The organism is Pseudomonas sp. NPDC087615, from assembly GCF_044743445.1.
Classification (GTDB): Bacteria; Pseudomonadota; Gammaproteobacteria; order Pseudomonadales; family Pseudomonadaceae; genus Aquipseudomonas; species Aquipseudomonas baetica_A.
Window position 1 is genome coordinate 40,544 of sequence record NZ_JBIUWM010000025.1, and the last position, 14,355, is coordinate 54,898.

The 14,355-nt window shown below is 59.5% G+C and carries 14 protein-coding genes; 9 read left to right on the forward strand and 5 right to left on the reverse strand.

What is annotated here, in order from left to right:
* The first annotated feature begins 87 nt into the window (after nucleotides 1–87).
* The 8 genes from ACIOU6_RS14545 (at nucleotide 88) to ACIOU6_RS14580 (ending at nucleotide 8,279) form a co-directional block, all read left to right on the forward strand.
* Nucleotides 88–1,035, forward strand: coding sequence for a LysR substrate-binding domain-containing protein (locus tag ACIOU6_RS14545; RefSeq protein WP_221729980.1), 948 nt, complete (start codon nucleotides 88–90; stop codon nucleotides 1,033–1,035).
* Nucleotides 1,036–1,235: 200 nt separating this feature from the next.
* Nucleotides 1,236–1,640 (forward strand): HPF/RaiA family ribosome-associated protein, encoded by a 405-nt coding sequence (locus ACIOU6_RS14550; RefSeq protein ID WP_221729979.1) that lies wholly within the window; start codon nucleotides 1,236–1,238, stop codon nucleotides 1,638–1,640.
* A gap of 226 nt (nucleotides 1,641–1,866) precedes the next feature.
* On the forward strand, nucleotides 1,867–2,172 hold the full coding sequence (locus ACIOU6_RS14555) for a DUF3649 domain-containing protein (protein WP_221729978.1): 306 nt from the start codon (nucleotides 1,867–1,869) through the stop codon (nucleotides 2,170–2,172).
* Complete coding sequence (locus ACIOU6_RS14560) at nucleotides 2,169–3,755, forward strand: PepSY-associated TM helix domain-containing protein (protein ID WP_401137314.1); 1,587 nt, start codon at nucleotides 2,169–2,171, stop codon at nucleotides 3,753–3,755. Before ACIOU6_RS14555 ends, ACIOU6_RS14560 begins: the two co-directional genes overlap by 4 nt.
* On the forward strand, nucleotides 3,755–4,081 hold the full coding sequence (locus ACIOU6_RS14565; protein WP_221729976.1) for a DUF3325 domain-containing protein: 327 nt from the start codon (nucleotides 3,755–3,757) through the stop codon (nucleotides 4,079–4,081). The genes ACIOU6_RS14560 and ACIOU6_RS14565 overlap by 1 nt, the downstream gene beginning before the upstream one ends.
* A 1-nt stretch (nucleotide 4,082) precedes the next feature.
* Nucleotides 4,083–4,649, forward strand: coding sequence for an RNA polymerase sigma factor (locus ACIOU6_RS14570; RefSeq protein ID WP_221729975.1), 567 nt, complete (start codon nucleotides 4,083–4,085; stop codon nucleotides 4,647–4,649).
* A complete protein-coding gene (locus tag ACIOU6_RS14575; protein WP_401137317.1) occupies nucleotides 4,646–5,635 on the forward strand; it encodes a FecR family protein in 990 nt (329 codons plus the stop codon). Before ACIOU6_RS14570 ends, ACIOU6_RS14575 begins: the two co-directional genes overlap by 4 nt.
* Nucleotides 5,636–5,849: 214 nt before the next feature.
* Complete coding sequence (locus tag ACIOU6_RS14580) at nucleotides 5,850–8,279, forward strand: TonB-dependent siderophore receptor (protein WP_401137320.1); 2,430 nt, start codon at nucleotides 5,850–5,852, stop codon at nucleotides 8,277–8,279.
* Between the two features lie 160 nt (nucleotides 8,280–8,439).
* On the opposite strand, the gene ACIOU6_RS14585 is transcribed toward ACIOU6_RS14580, so the two are convergent.
* A complete protein-coding gene (locus tag ACIOU6_RS14585; RefSeq protein ID WP_401137323.1) occupies nucleotides 8,440–9,315 on the reverse strand; it encodes a helix-turn-helix domain-containing protein in 876 nt (291 codons plus the stop codon).
* Between the two features lie 139 nt (nucleotides 9,316–9,454).
* Here ACIOU6_RS14585 and ACIOU6_RS14590 point away from each other — a divergent pair, with 139 nt between their 5' ends.
* Nucleotides 9,455–10,357 (forward strand): DMT family transporter, encoded by a 903-nt coding sequence (locus ACIOU6_RS14590; RefSeq protein WP_401137326.1) that lies wholly within the window; start codon nucleotides 9,455–9,457, stop codon nucleotides 10,355–10,357.
* 20 nt (nucleotides 10,358–10,377) lie between these two features.
* Here ACIOU6_RS14590 and ACIOU6_RS14595 read toward each other — a convergent pair whose 3' ends face one another.
* The 4 genes from ACIOU6_RS14595 to ACIOU6_RS14610 all read right to left on the reverse strand — a co-directional run bounded on the left by ACIOU6_RS14595 (nucleotide 10,378) and on the right by ACIOU6_RS14610 (nucleotide 14,219).
* Nucleotides 10,378–10,887 carry a DUF2165 family protein gene (locus ACIOU6_RS14595; RefSeq protein WP_401137329.1) on the reverse strand — a complete coding sequence of 170 codons (510 nt, stop codon included), beginning with the start codon at nucleotides 10,885–10,887 and terminating at the stop codon, nucleotides 10,378–10,380.
* A gap of 144 nt (nucleotides 10,888–11,031) precedes the next feature.
* On the reverse strand, nucleotides 11,032–12,006 hold the full coding sequence (locus tag ACIOU6_RS14600; RefSeq protein ID WP_221729969.1) for a D-glycerate dehydrogenase: 975 nt from the start codon (nucleotides 12,004–12,006) through the stop codon (nucleotides 11,032–11,034).
* A 469-nt stretch (nucleotides 12,007–12,475) separates the two neighbouring features.
* Nucleotides 12,476–12,844 carry a DUF6124 family protein gene (locus ACIOU6_RS14605; protein WP_401137332.1) on the reverse strand — a complete coding sequence of 123 codons (369 nt, stop codon included), beginning with the start codon at nucleotides 12,842–12,844 and terminating at the stop codon, nucleotides 12,476–12,478.
* Between the two features lie 406 nt (nucleotides 12,845–13,250).
* Nucleotides 13,251–14,219 (reverse strand): LysR family transcriptional regulator, encoded by a 969-nt coding sequence (locus tag ACIOU6_RS14610; protein ID WP_221729967.1) that lies wholly within the window; start codon nucleotides 14,217–14,219, stop codon nucleotides 13,251–13,253.
* Nucleotides 14,220–14,355 lie beyond the last annotated feature (136 nt).

The following is a 14,355-nucleotide window of genomic DNA, read 5'->3' on the forward strand; positions in this document are numbered from 1 at the left end:
GGCCAAGCGCAAGGTCGGCGATACTGCCTACCTCGGTCTTGTGTGACCAACGAAATTTCCTAAGACAGCCTTCAGCAGGACTAAACGATGAGTCGTCAATTGCATGCCCAGACTTACGTCTGGCTGCAGGTGTTTTCCTGTGCCGCGCGGCACCTGTCCTTCACCCGCTGTGCAGAAGAACTGCACATCACGCCGGGGGCGGTCAGCCAGCAAATTCGTCAACTGGAGGAGCGTCTTGGTTTTCGCCTGTTTCATCGTCGTGCGCGAGGGGTGGAACTGAGCGCGGAAGGGCAGCGGTTGGCGATGACGGTCAACGAGGCCTACGGCAGCATCGATGCCGAATTGCGGCGCCTGGATGCGGGGATGATCAGTGGGGTTTTGCGGCTGCGTTCGATTCCGTCGTTCCTCAGCAAATGGCTGACGCCGCGACTGCCACGCTTGCAGCAACGATACCCGGACATCCAGTTGCGTCTGGTGGCTGAGGACAGCAGTGTGCCGCTGCACGAGGGCGATTTCGATCTGGCGATCGATCTGAACGACGGCAGTTACCCGGGATTGTTATCCACAGCCTTGCTCGATGAGCAGATTTTCCCGGTGTGCGCGCCGAGCCTGCTGCGCGGGCGTCCGCCGCTGCATGGGCCGGCGGATCTGGTGCATTTTCCATTGCTGCACGACATCACCGCCTGGCGCGGCAGTTATGAATATGCGGAATGGGAGTTTTATTTGAACGCGATCGGCTTCGAGGGTGCGGACGTGCGACGAGGGCATACCTTCAATCGCAACCACCTGACCATCGAAGCGGCCATCGCCGGTATGGGGGTGGCAATTGCCCGGCGCACGCTGCTCAACGATGAGCTGGAGCGGGGCACGTTGATGGTGCCGTTCGGGCTGTCGGTGCCCAATCACAAACGTTACATGTTGCTGTATGCGCCGGGGGCGTTGAGCCATCCGGGCGTGCGTGCAGTGCATGATTGGCTGGTGGAGGAGGCGGGGATTTTTCGCAGTTTGCACCCGTTGAACGACGGGCAATTGTGAGTAAATCTTGCAGGATGACAAGTCGACCCGACTCCCGACATTACCAGTGACTTACTCGGTTGTCCGGCTTTTTTTGCGAATGAATATTTTTCTTTTTTCAGGGGTTGAAATGTTCGTCAGTCGGGCCGATTGTTGTAATCAAGGGGTCACGAAATCCTGATCAAGGCCTCTTGCGAGCTAGCTGAAATAAGGGATGAACTATGCAAATCCAAGTCAACAGCGATAACCATATTCAAAGCAGTAAACGACTGGAGGAGTGGGTACGTACAACCATTGAGAGCACGCTCGACCGTTATGAAGAAGACCTGACCCGTGTCGAAGTCCATCTGAGCGACGAGAACGGTGACAAACCTGGTCCCCATGACATGCGCTGCCAACTGGAGGCGCGGCCAAAAGGCCATCAACCGATTTCCGTCACCCATAAAGCCGATACGCTGGAACAAGCGATCGATGGTGCAGCCGAAAAACTGGAGCATGCGCTGGATCACCTTTTCGGCAAACTGCGGGGCAAACCACGCGCTGCTGTGGTGCCATTTAGCAAGGCGAATGACGCACTGCTGGAGGAAGAATTTCTTGAGAATGAACAGGCAGCGATCAACAGTTGATACGCTGATTTTTTAAGCCATCCCCAGAAAACGGGCCTGCGAAAGCAGGCCCGTTTTGTTTTCAGCGCATTTTGCCAAGGCAAGCCACGGCCCGGCTTGCCAATTGAACGGGTAAAACCCTGCGCCGGCAATCAGATGCTTTTGCGTATGAGAATATTTATCATTAGTATTGCTCGCTTGTTGGTTCGGCTTGTCGGCCGAGCGTTTTCCGTTTCAGGGTCGAAACATGAAAGGCAAACTTGCCACTCTCCCCATGTCCTATCGTCTGGCCGTTACCTCACGGGTGTTGGCCGCGGTGTTCGGTGGCTATCTGGTTGCGGCGCTGGCCAGCGTGACCTTGACGATGTGGCTGCCACTGAGCCGTGCTGAAGCCGTGGTCACCGGCATGACCCTCTCGTTTCTGGTCTATCTGGTCGCTGTGCTCTGGTGCTTTGCCTGTCGCACGGCGTGGTCGGCATGGGTTGGCTTGCTGGTGCCGAGCGTGATTCTGGCGACCATTTCCGGCGCGGCACGCGGGTTGGGTTTTGCATGAAAGAGGGTTTTCGTCAGGCCATGGCCTGGCTGCACACGTGGGCCGGACTGCTGTTCGGCTGGCTGTTGTTCGCGATTTTTCTGACGGGAACCCTGGCTTATTTCAAGGATGAAATCAGTCACTGGATGCAGCCGGAAATCCCCGCGCGGCCAATCAATGCCGAGGCAAGCCTGAGCCTGGCCCAGGATTATCTGCAACAACACGCTGCGGGTGCCTCACGTTGGCTGATCGACTTGCCCGATGCTCGCGATCCCGGCCTGACCGTGCGCTGGCAGCAGGCACCTGCGAAGCCTGGCGAGCGCGGCCGCTTCGAATCCAAAACCCTCGACGCGCAAACCGGCACCGAAGTGCTGGGCCGCCAAAGCATGGGCGGCGAGTTCTTCTACCGTTTCCACTTCCAGCTACAAATGCCATACCCGTGGGGCCGCTGGCTGGCGACGATCGCCGCGATGGTGATGTTCGTCGCGTTGATCACCGGGATCATCACCCACAAGAAAATCTTCAAGGACTTCTTCACGTTTCGCCCGCGCAAGGGCCAGCGTTCCTGGCTCGACGGACATAACGCCGTGGGCGTGCTGGTGTTGCCGTTTCACTTGATGATCACCTACAGCAGTCTGGTGATTTTCATGTCGATGGTCATGCCCGCGAGCATTAAGGCGTCTTACGGCGGCGACGTGCGGTCGTTTTACGATGAGGTGTTTCCAGCCTCGAAGGCGCCGGAACGGGCCAATATCCCTGCTGCACTGGCACCGATGGCACCCTTGTTGGCCAAGGCCAGTGCGCAATGGTCCGGTGGCCGCACCACGCGGCTAACGGTGAATAACCCAGGGGATGAGAATGCCTCTGTGGTGCTCTCGCGTGCTGGTGACCGTGTGGTGCACGATTTCGGCAGCGCAGTGACCTTCAATGGTGTTACCGGAAAAATGCTCGGCCGCACACCGGCTCAACCCGTGGCGATGGCGGTGAGCGGCACTTTCTATGGATTGCACATGGGCCACTTTGCCGGGCCGGTGCTGCGCTGGCTGTATTTCATTTGTGGTTTGGCCGGCACGGCGATGATCGGCACTGGGCTGGTGATCTGGCTCGGCAAGCGCCAGCTCAAACACGCCAAAAGCGGTGTTATGCCGTTCGAGTTGCGGCTGGTTGAAGTGCTGAACGTTGCCAGCATGGCAGGGTTGCTGACGGCGGTTGCGGTGTACTTTTTGGCCAATCGGCTGTTGCCAGTGGCTTTGACCGGGCGGGCAGATTGGGAAGTGAATGCGTTTTTCATCGCTTGGGGATTGAGCCTGGCGCATGCGCTATTGCGTGTCGGGCGCAAGGCATGGATCGATCAGCTCGTGCTGGGTGCTGCACTGTTTATGGCGGTGCCGCTGATCAATGCGCTGACCACGCCGTGGAATCTCGGCGTAACGCTGAGGCAGGGCGATTGGGCAATGGCCGGGTTTGATCTGACGTGTCTCGCCGCCGGTTTCTTCCTGGCTTGGGCCGCATGGAAAATGCAGCGCGCCGGCAACACCGCCAGCGTTAAAAAAACGCGCCGCGAAACGTCTCGACCGATCACGCTTGAACAAGGGGCGAACTGATGCTGCTGGCGCTGTTGCTTTGTTACGCCGGGTTCACGGCGCTTTGCCTGTCGATGCCTCGACATCACGATGAACTGCTCGGCCACAAACCCTCTGCCCGACGCCGTCGTGGCCTGATGCTGGCGGGAGGGTTGCTGTTGTGTGTATCGCTTTGGGCGGCGGTGACGGCCAACGGCTGGAGTTTCGGTCTGGTCGACTGGGTCGCGGTCTTGATGATCAGTGCGTTGACGCTGGTGCTGTTGCTGCCGTATCGACCGCGACTGGCAATGGCGCTGGCCGGGATGAGCCTGTTGGCCAGTCCGGTTGCCGCATGGGCGCAGGGCTGACGTGTTGATCGGTCTGCCCCCGGAATCTCGCGACGACGAGCCGCGTGGGGCGCGTGCACATTTTCTTCAGGTGTTTCTGTCCCAGCGCTCGCAAATGGAAGCGCTGGTCACTCGCCGTGTCGGTTGCCGGGCGACGGCGGCCGACCTGGTTCAGGATCTGTTTCTGCGTTTCTGGCGGCGTCCGCTGGTGCAGGTGGAAGAACTCAGCACCTACCTGTTGCGCTGCGCCGGCAACATTGCCATTGACCATCTGCGCAGTGAAGGCACGCGGGTGCGCGTCAACGAGGGCTGGCAACCTGAAGAGCCGGACAGCCGGGGCAGCGAACCGCAAGCCGCGCTAGAAGCGGGCAATGATCTGCGTCATGTCGAAGCGGCGTTGCGCGCTTTGCCCGAGCGCACCCGGCAAATCTTTTTGCTCAATCGCATTCACGGGCGCAAGTACGCGCAAATCGCCAAGGCCATGGGCCTGTCCCAAAGTGCCGTAGAAAAACATATGATGCGCGCCCTCGAGGCCTGCAAGGCCAGCCTGCGCGAACCCGCGCCACGCCTGCCAGGGAAAGCACCGTGAACCCTTCAGACCCCGTCATCCCGACCCTTGCGCAGGAACAGGCCGCGTTTGCCTGGCTGAGCCTGTTGCATGATCGGCCTAGCGCTGGCGATCAACTCACTTTCAGCCAATGGCTGCGCGCTGATCCCGCCCACGCCGAGGCCTATGCGCAGGCACAGATTGTCTGGGAATTGAGCGAAGGGCCCGCGCGAACATTGGCCGATGAGCAGGCGTTGGCGCTACAGGGCTACCTCAATGCGATGGATCGCCCGCGCCGTTCGCTGCTTTTGCGTGGGGGCGGGGCTTTGGCGATGGCCGCGTGCCTGCTGTTGATGGTGAGCCTCGGTACGGGGTGGCAGCCGCAGCGCTGGATCGATGATCTGGGCGCTGACTATGTTTCGGCGCCCGGTGAGATTCGCACCGTGACCCTGGCCGATCAATCGCAAGTGACCCTTGATGCCGACAGCGCCATCGCGGTGGACTTCAGCCATGGCGAGCGTCATGTGCAATTGCGTCGCGGCGCCGGTTTTTTCAGCGTCATGCACACTGGCGAGCCGTTCGTGGTCGAGGCCCAGAAGGGCGAGGCGCGGGTGCTCGGCACGCAATTTGAAGTGCGTCTGCAACCCCATGGCGCGCAGGTCACGGTGTTGTCCGGGCGGGTCGGGGTGACGGCAGATCGCGATGGCGAGCAGCAGATTCTTACGGCCGGCCAGCAAGTGGCTTACGGTGAAGGTGCTGCGCAAAAACGCCACGCCGTGGATAGCGAGGCGCAGCTTGCCTGGCGTCAGGGCTGGCTGACTTATTACAAGTCGACGCTGGGCGATGTGGTCGCGGATCTGCGTCGCTATTACCCCGGACGAATTGTGTTGCTCAACGATGAGCTGGCGGCGCGCAAGGTCAGTGGCAGTTTTCCGAGCCGGGATCCGCAGGCTGTGCTGAGTTCGCTGCAAGGGGTGTTGGGGTTTGAGCAGCATCAGGTGCTCGGGCAGCTGATCATTCTGCGTTGAGGTCACTGGCCTCTTCGGGAGCAAGCCCCCTTCCCACAATTTGAAATGTGGTGCCCTTGTGGGAGGGGCTTGCTCCCGAGGGCGTCGGCACATACAACACATCGTCCAAAAATATTTTCAAAATTGTGGTGAGGTAAACCCGAGCCCCATTCGTGTAGTGACTGAAACTGCGAGTCATTCGCATCCGTTGCGGTTCTACACAGGTCATTGAGCAATGAAGTCCAGGGCAAAGTCGGGTTCGGTCAAACAGTGGTTCGGTGCGTCGGCGTTGAGTTTTTCGGCATTGGCGTTGTTGCCGATGAGCGTGGCGCTCGCCGCTGAAACCGCCAGCAGTCAGGCGCAAAAGCAGTTCAGTTTCTCCCTGGCCGCCCAACCGCTGCCGCAAGCCCTGAGCGATTTCAGCCGTGTCACCGGGCAGAGTGTGGTTTACACCGATGAAGCGCCCTACGGCCTGAACGCTCCGGCGGTCAACGGCCAGATGAGTGCCGAGCAAGCCTTGCAGCAAATGCTCACCGGTTCCGGCTTGAACTGGCGCCGCACCGACAGCCACACCCTGGTGCTTGAACCGCAACCCACTGCCGGTGCGTTGAACCTCGGCGCCACCACGATCACGTCGGTGCGCGACGAGTCGATGAGCTACCAGCCGCCGCAAACCAGTTCGGTGATGCGTTCTTCGGCGTCGCTTCAGGAAATCCCTCAGACCGTCAACGTCATCCCGGCCCAGGTCATTCGCGATCAGGCGCCGCGCAATCTCGACGATGCGCTGGCCAACGTCAGTGGCATCACCCAGGGCAACACCTTGGGCAGCACTCAGGACTCAGTGATGACCCGCGGTTTCGGTGACAACCGCAACGGCTCGATCATGCGCGACGGCATGCCGTTGGTGCAGGGCCGAGGCATGAACGCCACCGTGGACCGGGTTGAAGTGCTCAAGGGGCCGGCGTCATTGCTCTACGGGATTCAGGACCCGGGCGGTGTGGTCAACATGGTCAGCAAGAAGCCTGAGCTGACTCAGTACAACGCCCTGACCCTGCGCGGCTCGACCTACGGCGAAGGCAAGAATGGCAGCGGTGGCACCTTCGACAGCACGGGTGCGCTGGGCGAGTCCGGCCTGGCGTATCGTCTGGTGATCGATCACGAAGACGAGGATTATTGGCGCAACTTCGGCACCCACCGCGAAACCCTGATCGCCCCGTCGCTCGCCTGGTTCGGCGAACGGACCAAGCTGTCCTTCGGCTACGAGCATCGTGAATTTCTCACGCCGTTCGATCGTGGCACGGTCATCGATCCACGCACCAACCACCCGCTGAACATCTCGCGCAAGGAGCGTCTCGACGAGCCGTTCAACGATATGGAAGGGCGTTCGGACTTGTATCACTTCGAAGCCGATCACGAACTCAACGACGACTGGAAAGCCCTGTTTGGCTACAGCTGGAACCGCGAAACCTACGACGCCAGCCAAGTCCGCGTCACAGCGATCGACACCAACAAAGGCACGCTGACCCGCAACATGGATGGCACGCGCAACGCGATCACCACCGACTGTTTCACCACGGCCAGCCTTGAAGGCAAGGTCAACGTGCTGGGCATGCAGCATGACCTGGTGTTCGGCGTCGACGACGAGTACCGCAAGATCTACCGCGCCGACCTGATCCGCCAGAAAAGCCTGAGCACCTTCAGCTACGTCAACCCGGTGTATGGCCGTGAAGTCGAAGGCACCACGGTCAGCGCGGCGGACAGCGCGCAGACCGATCTGCTGCGCAGCGACTCGGTGTTTTTGCAGGACTCTATCCACCTTGATGACCAGTGGATTCTGGTCGCCGGCGCACGTTTTCAGGCGTACGACCAGTACGCCGGCAAAGGCGTGCCGTTCAAGGCCAACACCGACAGCAATGGCCAGAAATGGGTGCCGCGTGCGGGTCTGGTGTATCGCTACACCGATGAGCTGTCGTTCTACGGCAGCTACACCGAATCGTTCAAACCCAACTCGACCATCGCCCCGCTGAGCGGCAGCAGCACCGTGCTCGACGGCAGCATTGCGCCGGAAGAGGCCAAGTCGTGGGAGCTGGGCGCACGGCTGGATATGCCGGGGCGCGTCACCGGCAACATCGCGCTGTTCGATATCAAAAAACGCAACGTGCTGGTCGCCAACTCTGAAGGCCCGACGACGATTTACAGCGCTGCCGGTGAAGTACGTTCGCGGGGTCTTGAAATGGATTTGACCGGCCAACTCAGCGACCGCTGGAGCTTGATCGGCAGCTATGCCTACACCGATGCCGAAGTGACCGAGGACCCGACCTACAAGGGCAAACGCCTGCAGAACGTGGCGAAAAACAGCGGCTCATTGTCGGTGGTGTATGACTTCGGCAGTGTGATCGGTGGTGATCAATTGCGCGTGGGGGCGGGGGCTCGTTATGTCGGCGAGCGAGCGGGTAACGCGGTGAATGATTTCGACCTGCCGAGTTACACCGTGGCCGATGCTTTCGCGACTTACGACACCAAAGTGGAAGGGCAGAAGGTCAAGTTCCAGCTCAATGTGAAGAACCTGTTTGATCGCACGTATTACACGTCGGCGGCGAGCCGGTTCTTTGTGTCGATGGGGGATTCGCGGCAGGTATCGTTGTCGAGCACCCTGCAGTTCTGACCTGAAACCGCGTCATCGTTCTTCGCGAGCAAGCCCGCTCCCACAGGAGGGAATGCCTTCCAAATGTGAGGGCAAGGCAGATTTCACAGGGGAATGCCTTCTAACTGTGGGAGCGGGCTTGCTCGCGAAGGGGCCATGACAGGCGATAAAGAACTCGGCACTAACGCAAAAACGCCTGCCGATACTCCCCGGGCGTCCCGCCCAAAACCTGCTTGAACCGATTGGCGAAGTGACTGGCGCTGGCAAACCCGCATGCCAGCGCAATCTCACCCAACGGCAACGTCGTACTGCGCAGCCATTCCCGCGCCCGGCTCAGACGTCGCGCCAACACGTACTGATGCGGCGGCAGTCCGAAACTCACGCGAAACATCCGTGCAAAGTGGTACTCCGACAGGGCACACAACCCGGCCAATTGCCCAAGGCTGATGGGCTCGGCCAACTGCGCATCAATGAACTCCACCAATTGTCGGCGCTGGTGCGGCGCCAGCCCGCCCTTGAGGCGCAAGCCCTGACGAACACCGACCTGACTGAGCAAGGTGTGGCTGATCAATTCATGGGCAAGGCTGCTGGTCAGCAAACGTTCGGCGGGTTCGTCCCAGTTCAGCGTCAGTAACTGTCGGAAACGTTGCGCCTGCTGTGGGTCTTCAAGAAAGGTCTGCTCGCACAACTGCATCTGTCGCGGTTCGCGATCAAGCAAGGTGACGCAACCAAGGGCAAATTGTTCGGCGCTGAAATACAAGTGTGCCAAGCGAATATCGCCGTTGATGACCCAGCCCGATTCGTGATCGGCCGGCAGGATGCACAACTTGTCCGGCCCACCCTTATGCCCCGGCTGACCGCGTCGAAACGTGCCCGTACCGCCGGCGATGTAGCACGACAGGGTGTGATGGCTCGGTGCTTCGTATTCCTGGGCGTCGTGGTGATTGGTCCACAGGGCCGCAGACAAGCCGTCACCGAGCTCGGCGCTGTGCACCAGGCGAGAGTTCGGCGAGCGCTTAAGCGCCTGGAAGACTTGCAGGGTATCGATGGCGGACATGATCGGTTCTCTTCAACGCCTTGCATCGTACTCCGTAGCCGTCTCGCTGCCAGCCGGCCGCCCGACAAAAGCGCAAGTTTATGCAAGCGCTGGTCACCTGCCGCAACTGACACTCAAGGCCTGTCTAGGAGTGTTTGCCATGAACCTGTCGTTGTATCTGCTGACCGTGCTGATCTGGGGCACTACCTGGATTGCCTTGAAATGGCAATTGGGTGTGGTGGCTATCCCGGTGTCGATCGTCTACCGTTTTGGACTTGCCGCGCTGGTGTTGTTCGTGCTGTTGCTGTTGAGTCGTCGACTGCAACCCATGAACCGGCGCGGCCACCTGATCTGCGTGGCCCAGGGCTTGTGTCTGTTCTGCATCAATTTCATGTGCTTTCTCACCGCCAGTCAGTGGATTCCCAGCGGCTTGGTGGCGGTGGTGTTTTCTACCGCCACGCTATGGAACGCGCTCAATGCAAGGGTGTTTTTCGGTCAGCGTATTGCCCGAAACGTACTGATGGGCGGTGCGTTGGGCCTATTCGGGTTGGGCATGTTGTTCTGGCCGGAGTTGGCCGGTCATCACGCCAGCCCGCAAACCTTGCTGGGTCTGGGGTTGGCGCTGTGTGGGACCTTATGCTTTTCGGCGGGTAACATGCTGTCGAGCCTGCAACAGAAGGCCGGTCTCAAACCGCTGACCACCAACGCCTGGGGCATGGCGTATGGCGCGGCGATGTTGTCGGTGTGGTGCCTGGTCAAAGGCATTCCATTCAACATGGACGGGTCGCCGCGTTATGTGGGGGCGCTGCTGTATCTGGTGATACCGGGTTCGGTCATCGGTTTCACCGCGTATCTGACGCTGGTCGGGCGCATGGGGCCGGAGCGCGCCGCGTACTGTACGGTGCTGTTCCCGGTGGTGGCGCTGAATGTCTCAGCATTTGCCGAAGGGTATCAGTGGACGGCGCCGGCGCTGTTCGGGCTGGTGTTAGTGATGCTGGGCAACGTGTTGGTGTTTCGCAAACCGAAAGCGGTGGCGCCGCCGATGTCGGGGAAGTTGGCTTGAAATAAAACGAGCGCTGAACTTCAGCGCTCGACTTTCAAGGTGATGTAAATCATGACAGGGAAGATGAAGTCAACGATATGCCGTGCCCAGTCCTTGGCATTCCATGATTGCGAAGTGTCCATGTCAAACCATTCCACCCCCACGGTTTGCAGGCACACGTAATAAATGAATATTGCCGCGAGGATGCCCATGATCGAGAACTTTTTTGCCTCGTGGAATATTTCGGCGGAGGCGTTGATGTTGCGATAGAGCTGATAGGTACCTATCAGGCACAACACCGTATACGTGACTTCCAGGGTGATAATGAACCAGTAGATCCGGTGATGAATCATCGGCGACTCGATGGCTCGATACTTGATGGTTTCACTGGCAGTGGTGGTGTCCATGCTCAGGATGTGCGCCACGTAAGTGTAGTTTGAATCATAGTCGGTGAAGTTGTGAATCATCACCAGTAGGCCAAAGAAACTGATGTAAGCCATCAATATAACTTTGCTGTAACGGATAAGTCTGTCGGTGGTCAGGGCGTTCAAGGTTTTAGCTCTCCATTGCATTGTCGATTATTCGACAATTCGGAGAGCTTATAATTTTGTTGTTTAATTAGGTTTGTTGTTCAATTTCAAGTTGTGTATTAAACCAACTAACGGGCAAGTGCCATGGCGCACTTGCCCGTTTTTTCAGCCGCACCAAACTTGCGGGTTTACCAGGTCTTGAGGGCGTTCGCCGAGCAACGCGCTGCGCAAGTTGGCCAAGGCGCGATTGGCCATGGCTTCGCGGGTTTCATTCGTTGCCGAGCCGATGTGCGGCAGGGTCACGGCATTTTTCAATTGGAACAGGGGCGACTCGGCCAGCGGTTCTTTCTCGTAGACGTCCAGACCGGCACCCCGGATGCGGTTGTTTTGCAGGGCTTCGATCAGTGCCGGTTCGTCGACTACCGGGCCACGGGAGATGTTGACCAGAATCGCGCTTGGCTTCATCAGGCCCAGTTCGCGATGGCTGATCAGGTGGCGGGTCTTGTCACTGAGCGGAACGACCAGGCAGACGAAATCGGCTTCGGCCAGCAGTTGATCGAGGCTGCGAAATTGTGCGCCGAGTGCTTGTTCAAGTTCGCTCTTGCGGCTGTTGCCGCTGTAGAGGATCGGCATGTTGAAACCGAAGCGGCCACGGCGGGCGATAGCGGCGCCGATGTTGCCCATGCCGACGATGCCAAGGGTTTTGCCATGCACGTCGCAGCCAAACAGCGGGGCGCCGACGCTGGCTTGCCATTGCCCGGCCTTGGTCCAGGCGTCGAGTTCGGCGACGCGGCGGGCGCTGCTCATGATCAACGCGAAGGCGAGGTCGGCGGTGCTTTCAGTGAGCACGTCGGGGGTGTTGGTGAGCATGATCCCGCGTTCGTTGAAGTAGTCGAGGTCGTAGTTGTCGTAGCCGACGGAGACGCTGGAGACCACTTCGAGTTTGGCGGCGGTTTCAAGTTGGGCGCGGCCGAGTTTGCGGCCGACGCCGATGAGGCCGTGGGCGTGTGGCAGGGCTTCGTTGAATTGGGTGTTGATGTCGCCGTTTTTCGGGTTGGGGACGATGACGTCGAAGTCTTGTTGCAGGCGTTCGATCATGGGCGGTGTGATGCGGCTGAAGGCCAGGACTGTTTTTTTCATGCTTGGGGCTCGTCGTCGGGCTTTATTGCCAAGCACGCTAACATTTCTGTTTTGGGTTGTCTTGGCAGCCTCTGGGCCGACCATGCTCTTGGGGTTTGGGGTGTATATCCGTTTTTTGGGGTGTTGCGGCTGGCGGTTTCGCCCTGACGGCGACTCCCTTTGGCAAACGCCCCAAAGGAAGCAAAGGTCTGTGCCCTGACGTTCGGCCCGCTCGCTGGGGCTCGGGGTTCCTTCGTTCCGGGGTTCATCCGGGGCATCGCCTTCGGTTTGCTTCGCTGCACCTCCTCTCGATGTTTCCCCCCGGATGAACCCCGGAACGAAGCCTGCCGATGGGCCTTGAGATCAAGATCAAGAGCTGCAGCCGAGCTTGCGCTCATCCTGTTGAGTGGTGGTGGGGGTTGCCTTTTTTCTGGGGGCTGGTTGGGTGGCGATGTGGTGGGTGTACTCGGTTCAAACTGTGGGAGCGGGCTTAGGTGTTGGCGGCAGGTTGTTCGACGTTGTCCAGCACTCGATTCACTGCCAGTTCCGCGAGCATGATGATTTGCTGAATCGCGAGAATCGTGCGCCGCTGCGGCAGGTCGATGTAGGCGGCGATGTCGCTGGACATGAGGCTGGCTTGCGCCAGTGATTCGCAGGCGTGGACGAGGAGGCTTTCGTTGTCTTGGCCCGGCGCGACCTGAAACATGGTGCTGGGTTTGTGGAAGCGCAGGGTCAGGGCGTTGGGTTTGAGGTAGTGGTCGAGCGCTCGCTCGGCGGCTTCGTGGAATTTCTTCGAATCAGGCGATTCGTAGGGAGAGGTGTTATCCGCTCCGGGCGGATTCGGGCTGTGCTTTTTCATGACAAAGATCCTTTAGATGGAAATGGAGCTGCCATGTTTCGTTTTCCAGGCGAAAGGGTGGCAGCTGTACGCGGACTGGAAAAACCGGCAAAGGATCAAACCCGGCAGACCCGAAGGTCTCCCACGTACAGCCGCCATAACTCAAAAACCGGCGCTGAAAAAGCGCGGCATTATGTCATGTGCTGTGATCCTGCGGGTTTTCCAGACCCGGTCGCTGATTCGTCAGCGACACCCAAAGCCTATCCACCGCACTTGCGACGAGCAACCTGCAAAACACGTCGGAAACTTCCGCGAAAAGCCCGAAATGTAGGCGCTGCCGTAGGCTGCGATCTTTTGATTTTTAAACATCAACATCAAAAGATCGCAGCCTGCGGCAGCTCTACGTGGGGCGCGGTTTGTTAAAGGATCAGTTGGCGACGCGGGCGCCGGCGAGGCTGCCGCTGAGTTCGTAGGCGGCCAGTTCTGCCTGGTGTGCAGCGAGGATTTCCGGCAACGAGCCGCGCAGGTATTCGACCCACGTCTTGATCTTCGCATCCAGGTATTGCCGCGACGGGTAGATCGCGTACAGGTTCAGTTCCTGCGAGCGGTAGTTCGGCATGACCCGCACCAGTGTGCCGTTGCGCAAGCCTTCGATGGCGGCGTACACCGGCAAAACACCCAGGCCCATGCCGCTGATGATCGCGGTTTTCATGGCGTCGGCGGAGTTCACCAGGAACGGGGAGCTGTTGATGGTGACCATTTCCTGGCCTTCGGGGCCGTCGAAGGCCCATTTTTCCAGAGGGATTACCGGGCTGACCAGGCGCAGACAGGCGTGGTTGAGCAGGTCGTTGGGCTTTTGTGCGCAGCCGTTGGCTTTCACATAGGCCGGTGAGGCGCAGACGATGCTGTAGGTGATGCCCAGGCGTTGCGAGACGAAGCCGGAGTCCGGCAACTCGCGGGCCAGCACGATGGAGACGTCGTAGCCTTCATCGAGCAGGTCCGGCACGCGGTTGGCCATGGTCAGGTCGAAGGTGACGTCTGGGTGGGTCTTGCGATAGCGGGCGATGGCGTCGATGACGAAGTGCTGGCCGATGCCGGTCATGGTGTGCACTTTCAACTGCCCGGCAGGGCGCGCGTGGGCTTCGCTGGCTTCGGCCTCTGCCTCTTCGACGTAGGCCAGTATCTGCTCGCAGCGCAGCAAGTAACGCTTGCCAGCTTCGGTCAGGGCGATGCGCCGTGTCGTGCGGTTGAGCAGGCGGGTTTGCAGGTGGGCTTCCAGGTTGGAGACCGCGCGCGAGACGTTGGCCGTGGTGGTGTCGAGTTGCACGGCGGCGGCGGTGAAGCTGCCTGCTTCGGCCACACAACTGAAGGCGCGCATGTTTTGCAAAGTGTCCATGGGGTGCTCTCAAGGGAGATGGCAAATTGTGACACGAAGTTTCGGGGGCTGAGACCCCCGACCAACGGATTATCTCGTTAACGGTAACAAAGATTCACAGGAATCCCAGCTTATCGCCGTCAAGACGCCCCCCTAG

Bases quoted from the DNA above. Each gene is read 5' to 3' on its own strand.
- ACIOU6_RS14545 (WP_221729980.1), top strand. From the start codon at position 88: ATGAGTCGTCAATTGCATGCCCAGACTTACGTCTGGCTGCAGGTGTTT.
- ACIOU6_RS14565 (WP_221729976.1), top strand. From the start codon at position 3,755: ATGCTGCTGGCGCTGTTGCTTTGTTACGCCGGGTTCACGGCGCTTTGC.
- ACIOU6_RS14605 (WP_401137332.1), bottom strand. From the start codon at position 12,844: ATGAAAAAGCACAGCCCGAATCCGCCCGGAGCGGATAACACCTCTCCC.
- ACIOU6_RS14550 (WP_221729979.1), top strand. From the start codon at position 1,236: ATGCAAATCCAAGTCAACAGCGATAACCATATTCAAAGCAGTAAACGA.
- ACIOU6_RS14600 (WP_221729969.1), bottom strand. From the start codon at position 12,006: ATGAAAAAAACAGTCCTGGCCTTCAGCCGCATCACACCGCCCATGATC.
- ACIOU6_RS14555 (WP_221729978.1), top strand. From the start codon at position 1,867: ATGAAAGGCAAACTTGCCACTCTCCCCATGTCCTATCGTCTGGCCGTT.
- ACIOU6_RS14580 (WP_401137320.1), top strand. From the start codon at position 5,850: ATGAAGTCCAGGGCAAAGTCGGGTTCGGTCAAACAGTGGTTCGGTGCG.
- ACIOU6_RS14610 (WP_221729967.1), bottom strand. From the start codon at position 14,219: ATGGACACTTTGCAAAACATGCGCGCCTTCAGTTGTGTGGCCGAAGCA.
- ACIOU6_RS14560 (WP_401137314.1), top strand. From the start codon at position 2,169: ATGAAAGAGGGTTTTCGTCAGGCCATGGCCTGGCTGCACACGTGGGCC.
- ACIOU6_RS14585 (WP_401137323.1), bottom strand. From the start codon at position 9,315: ATGTCCGCCATCGATACCCTGCAAGTCTTCCAGGCGCTTAAGCGCTCG.
- ACIOU6_RS14590 (WP_401137326.1), top strand. From the start codon at position 9,455: ATGAACCTGTCGTTGTATCTGCTGACCGTGCTGATCTGGGGCACTACC.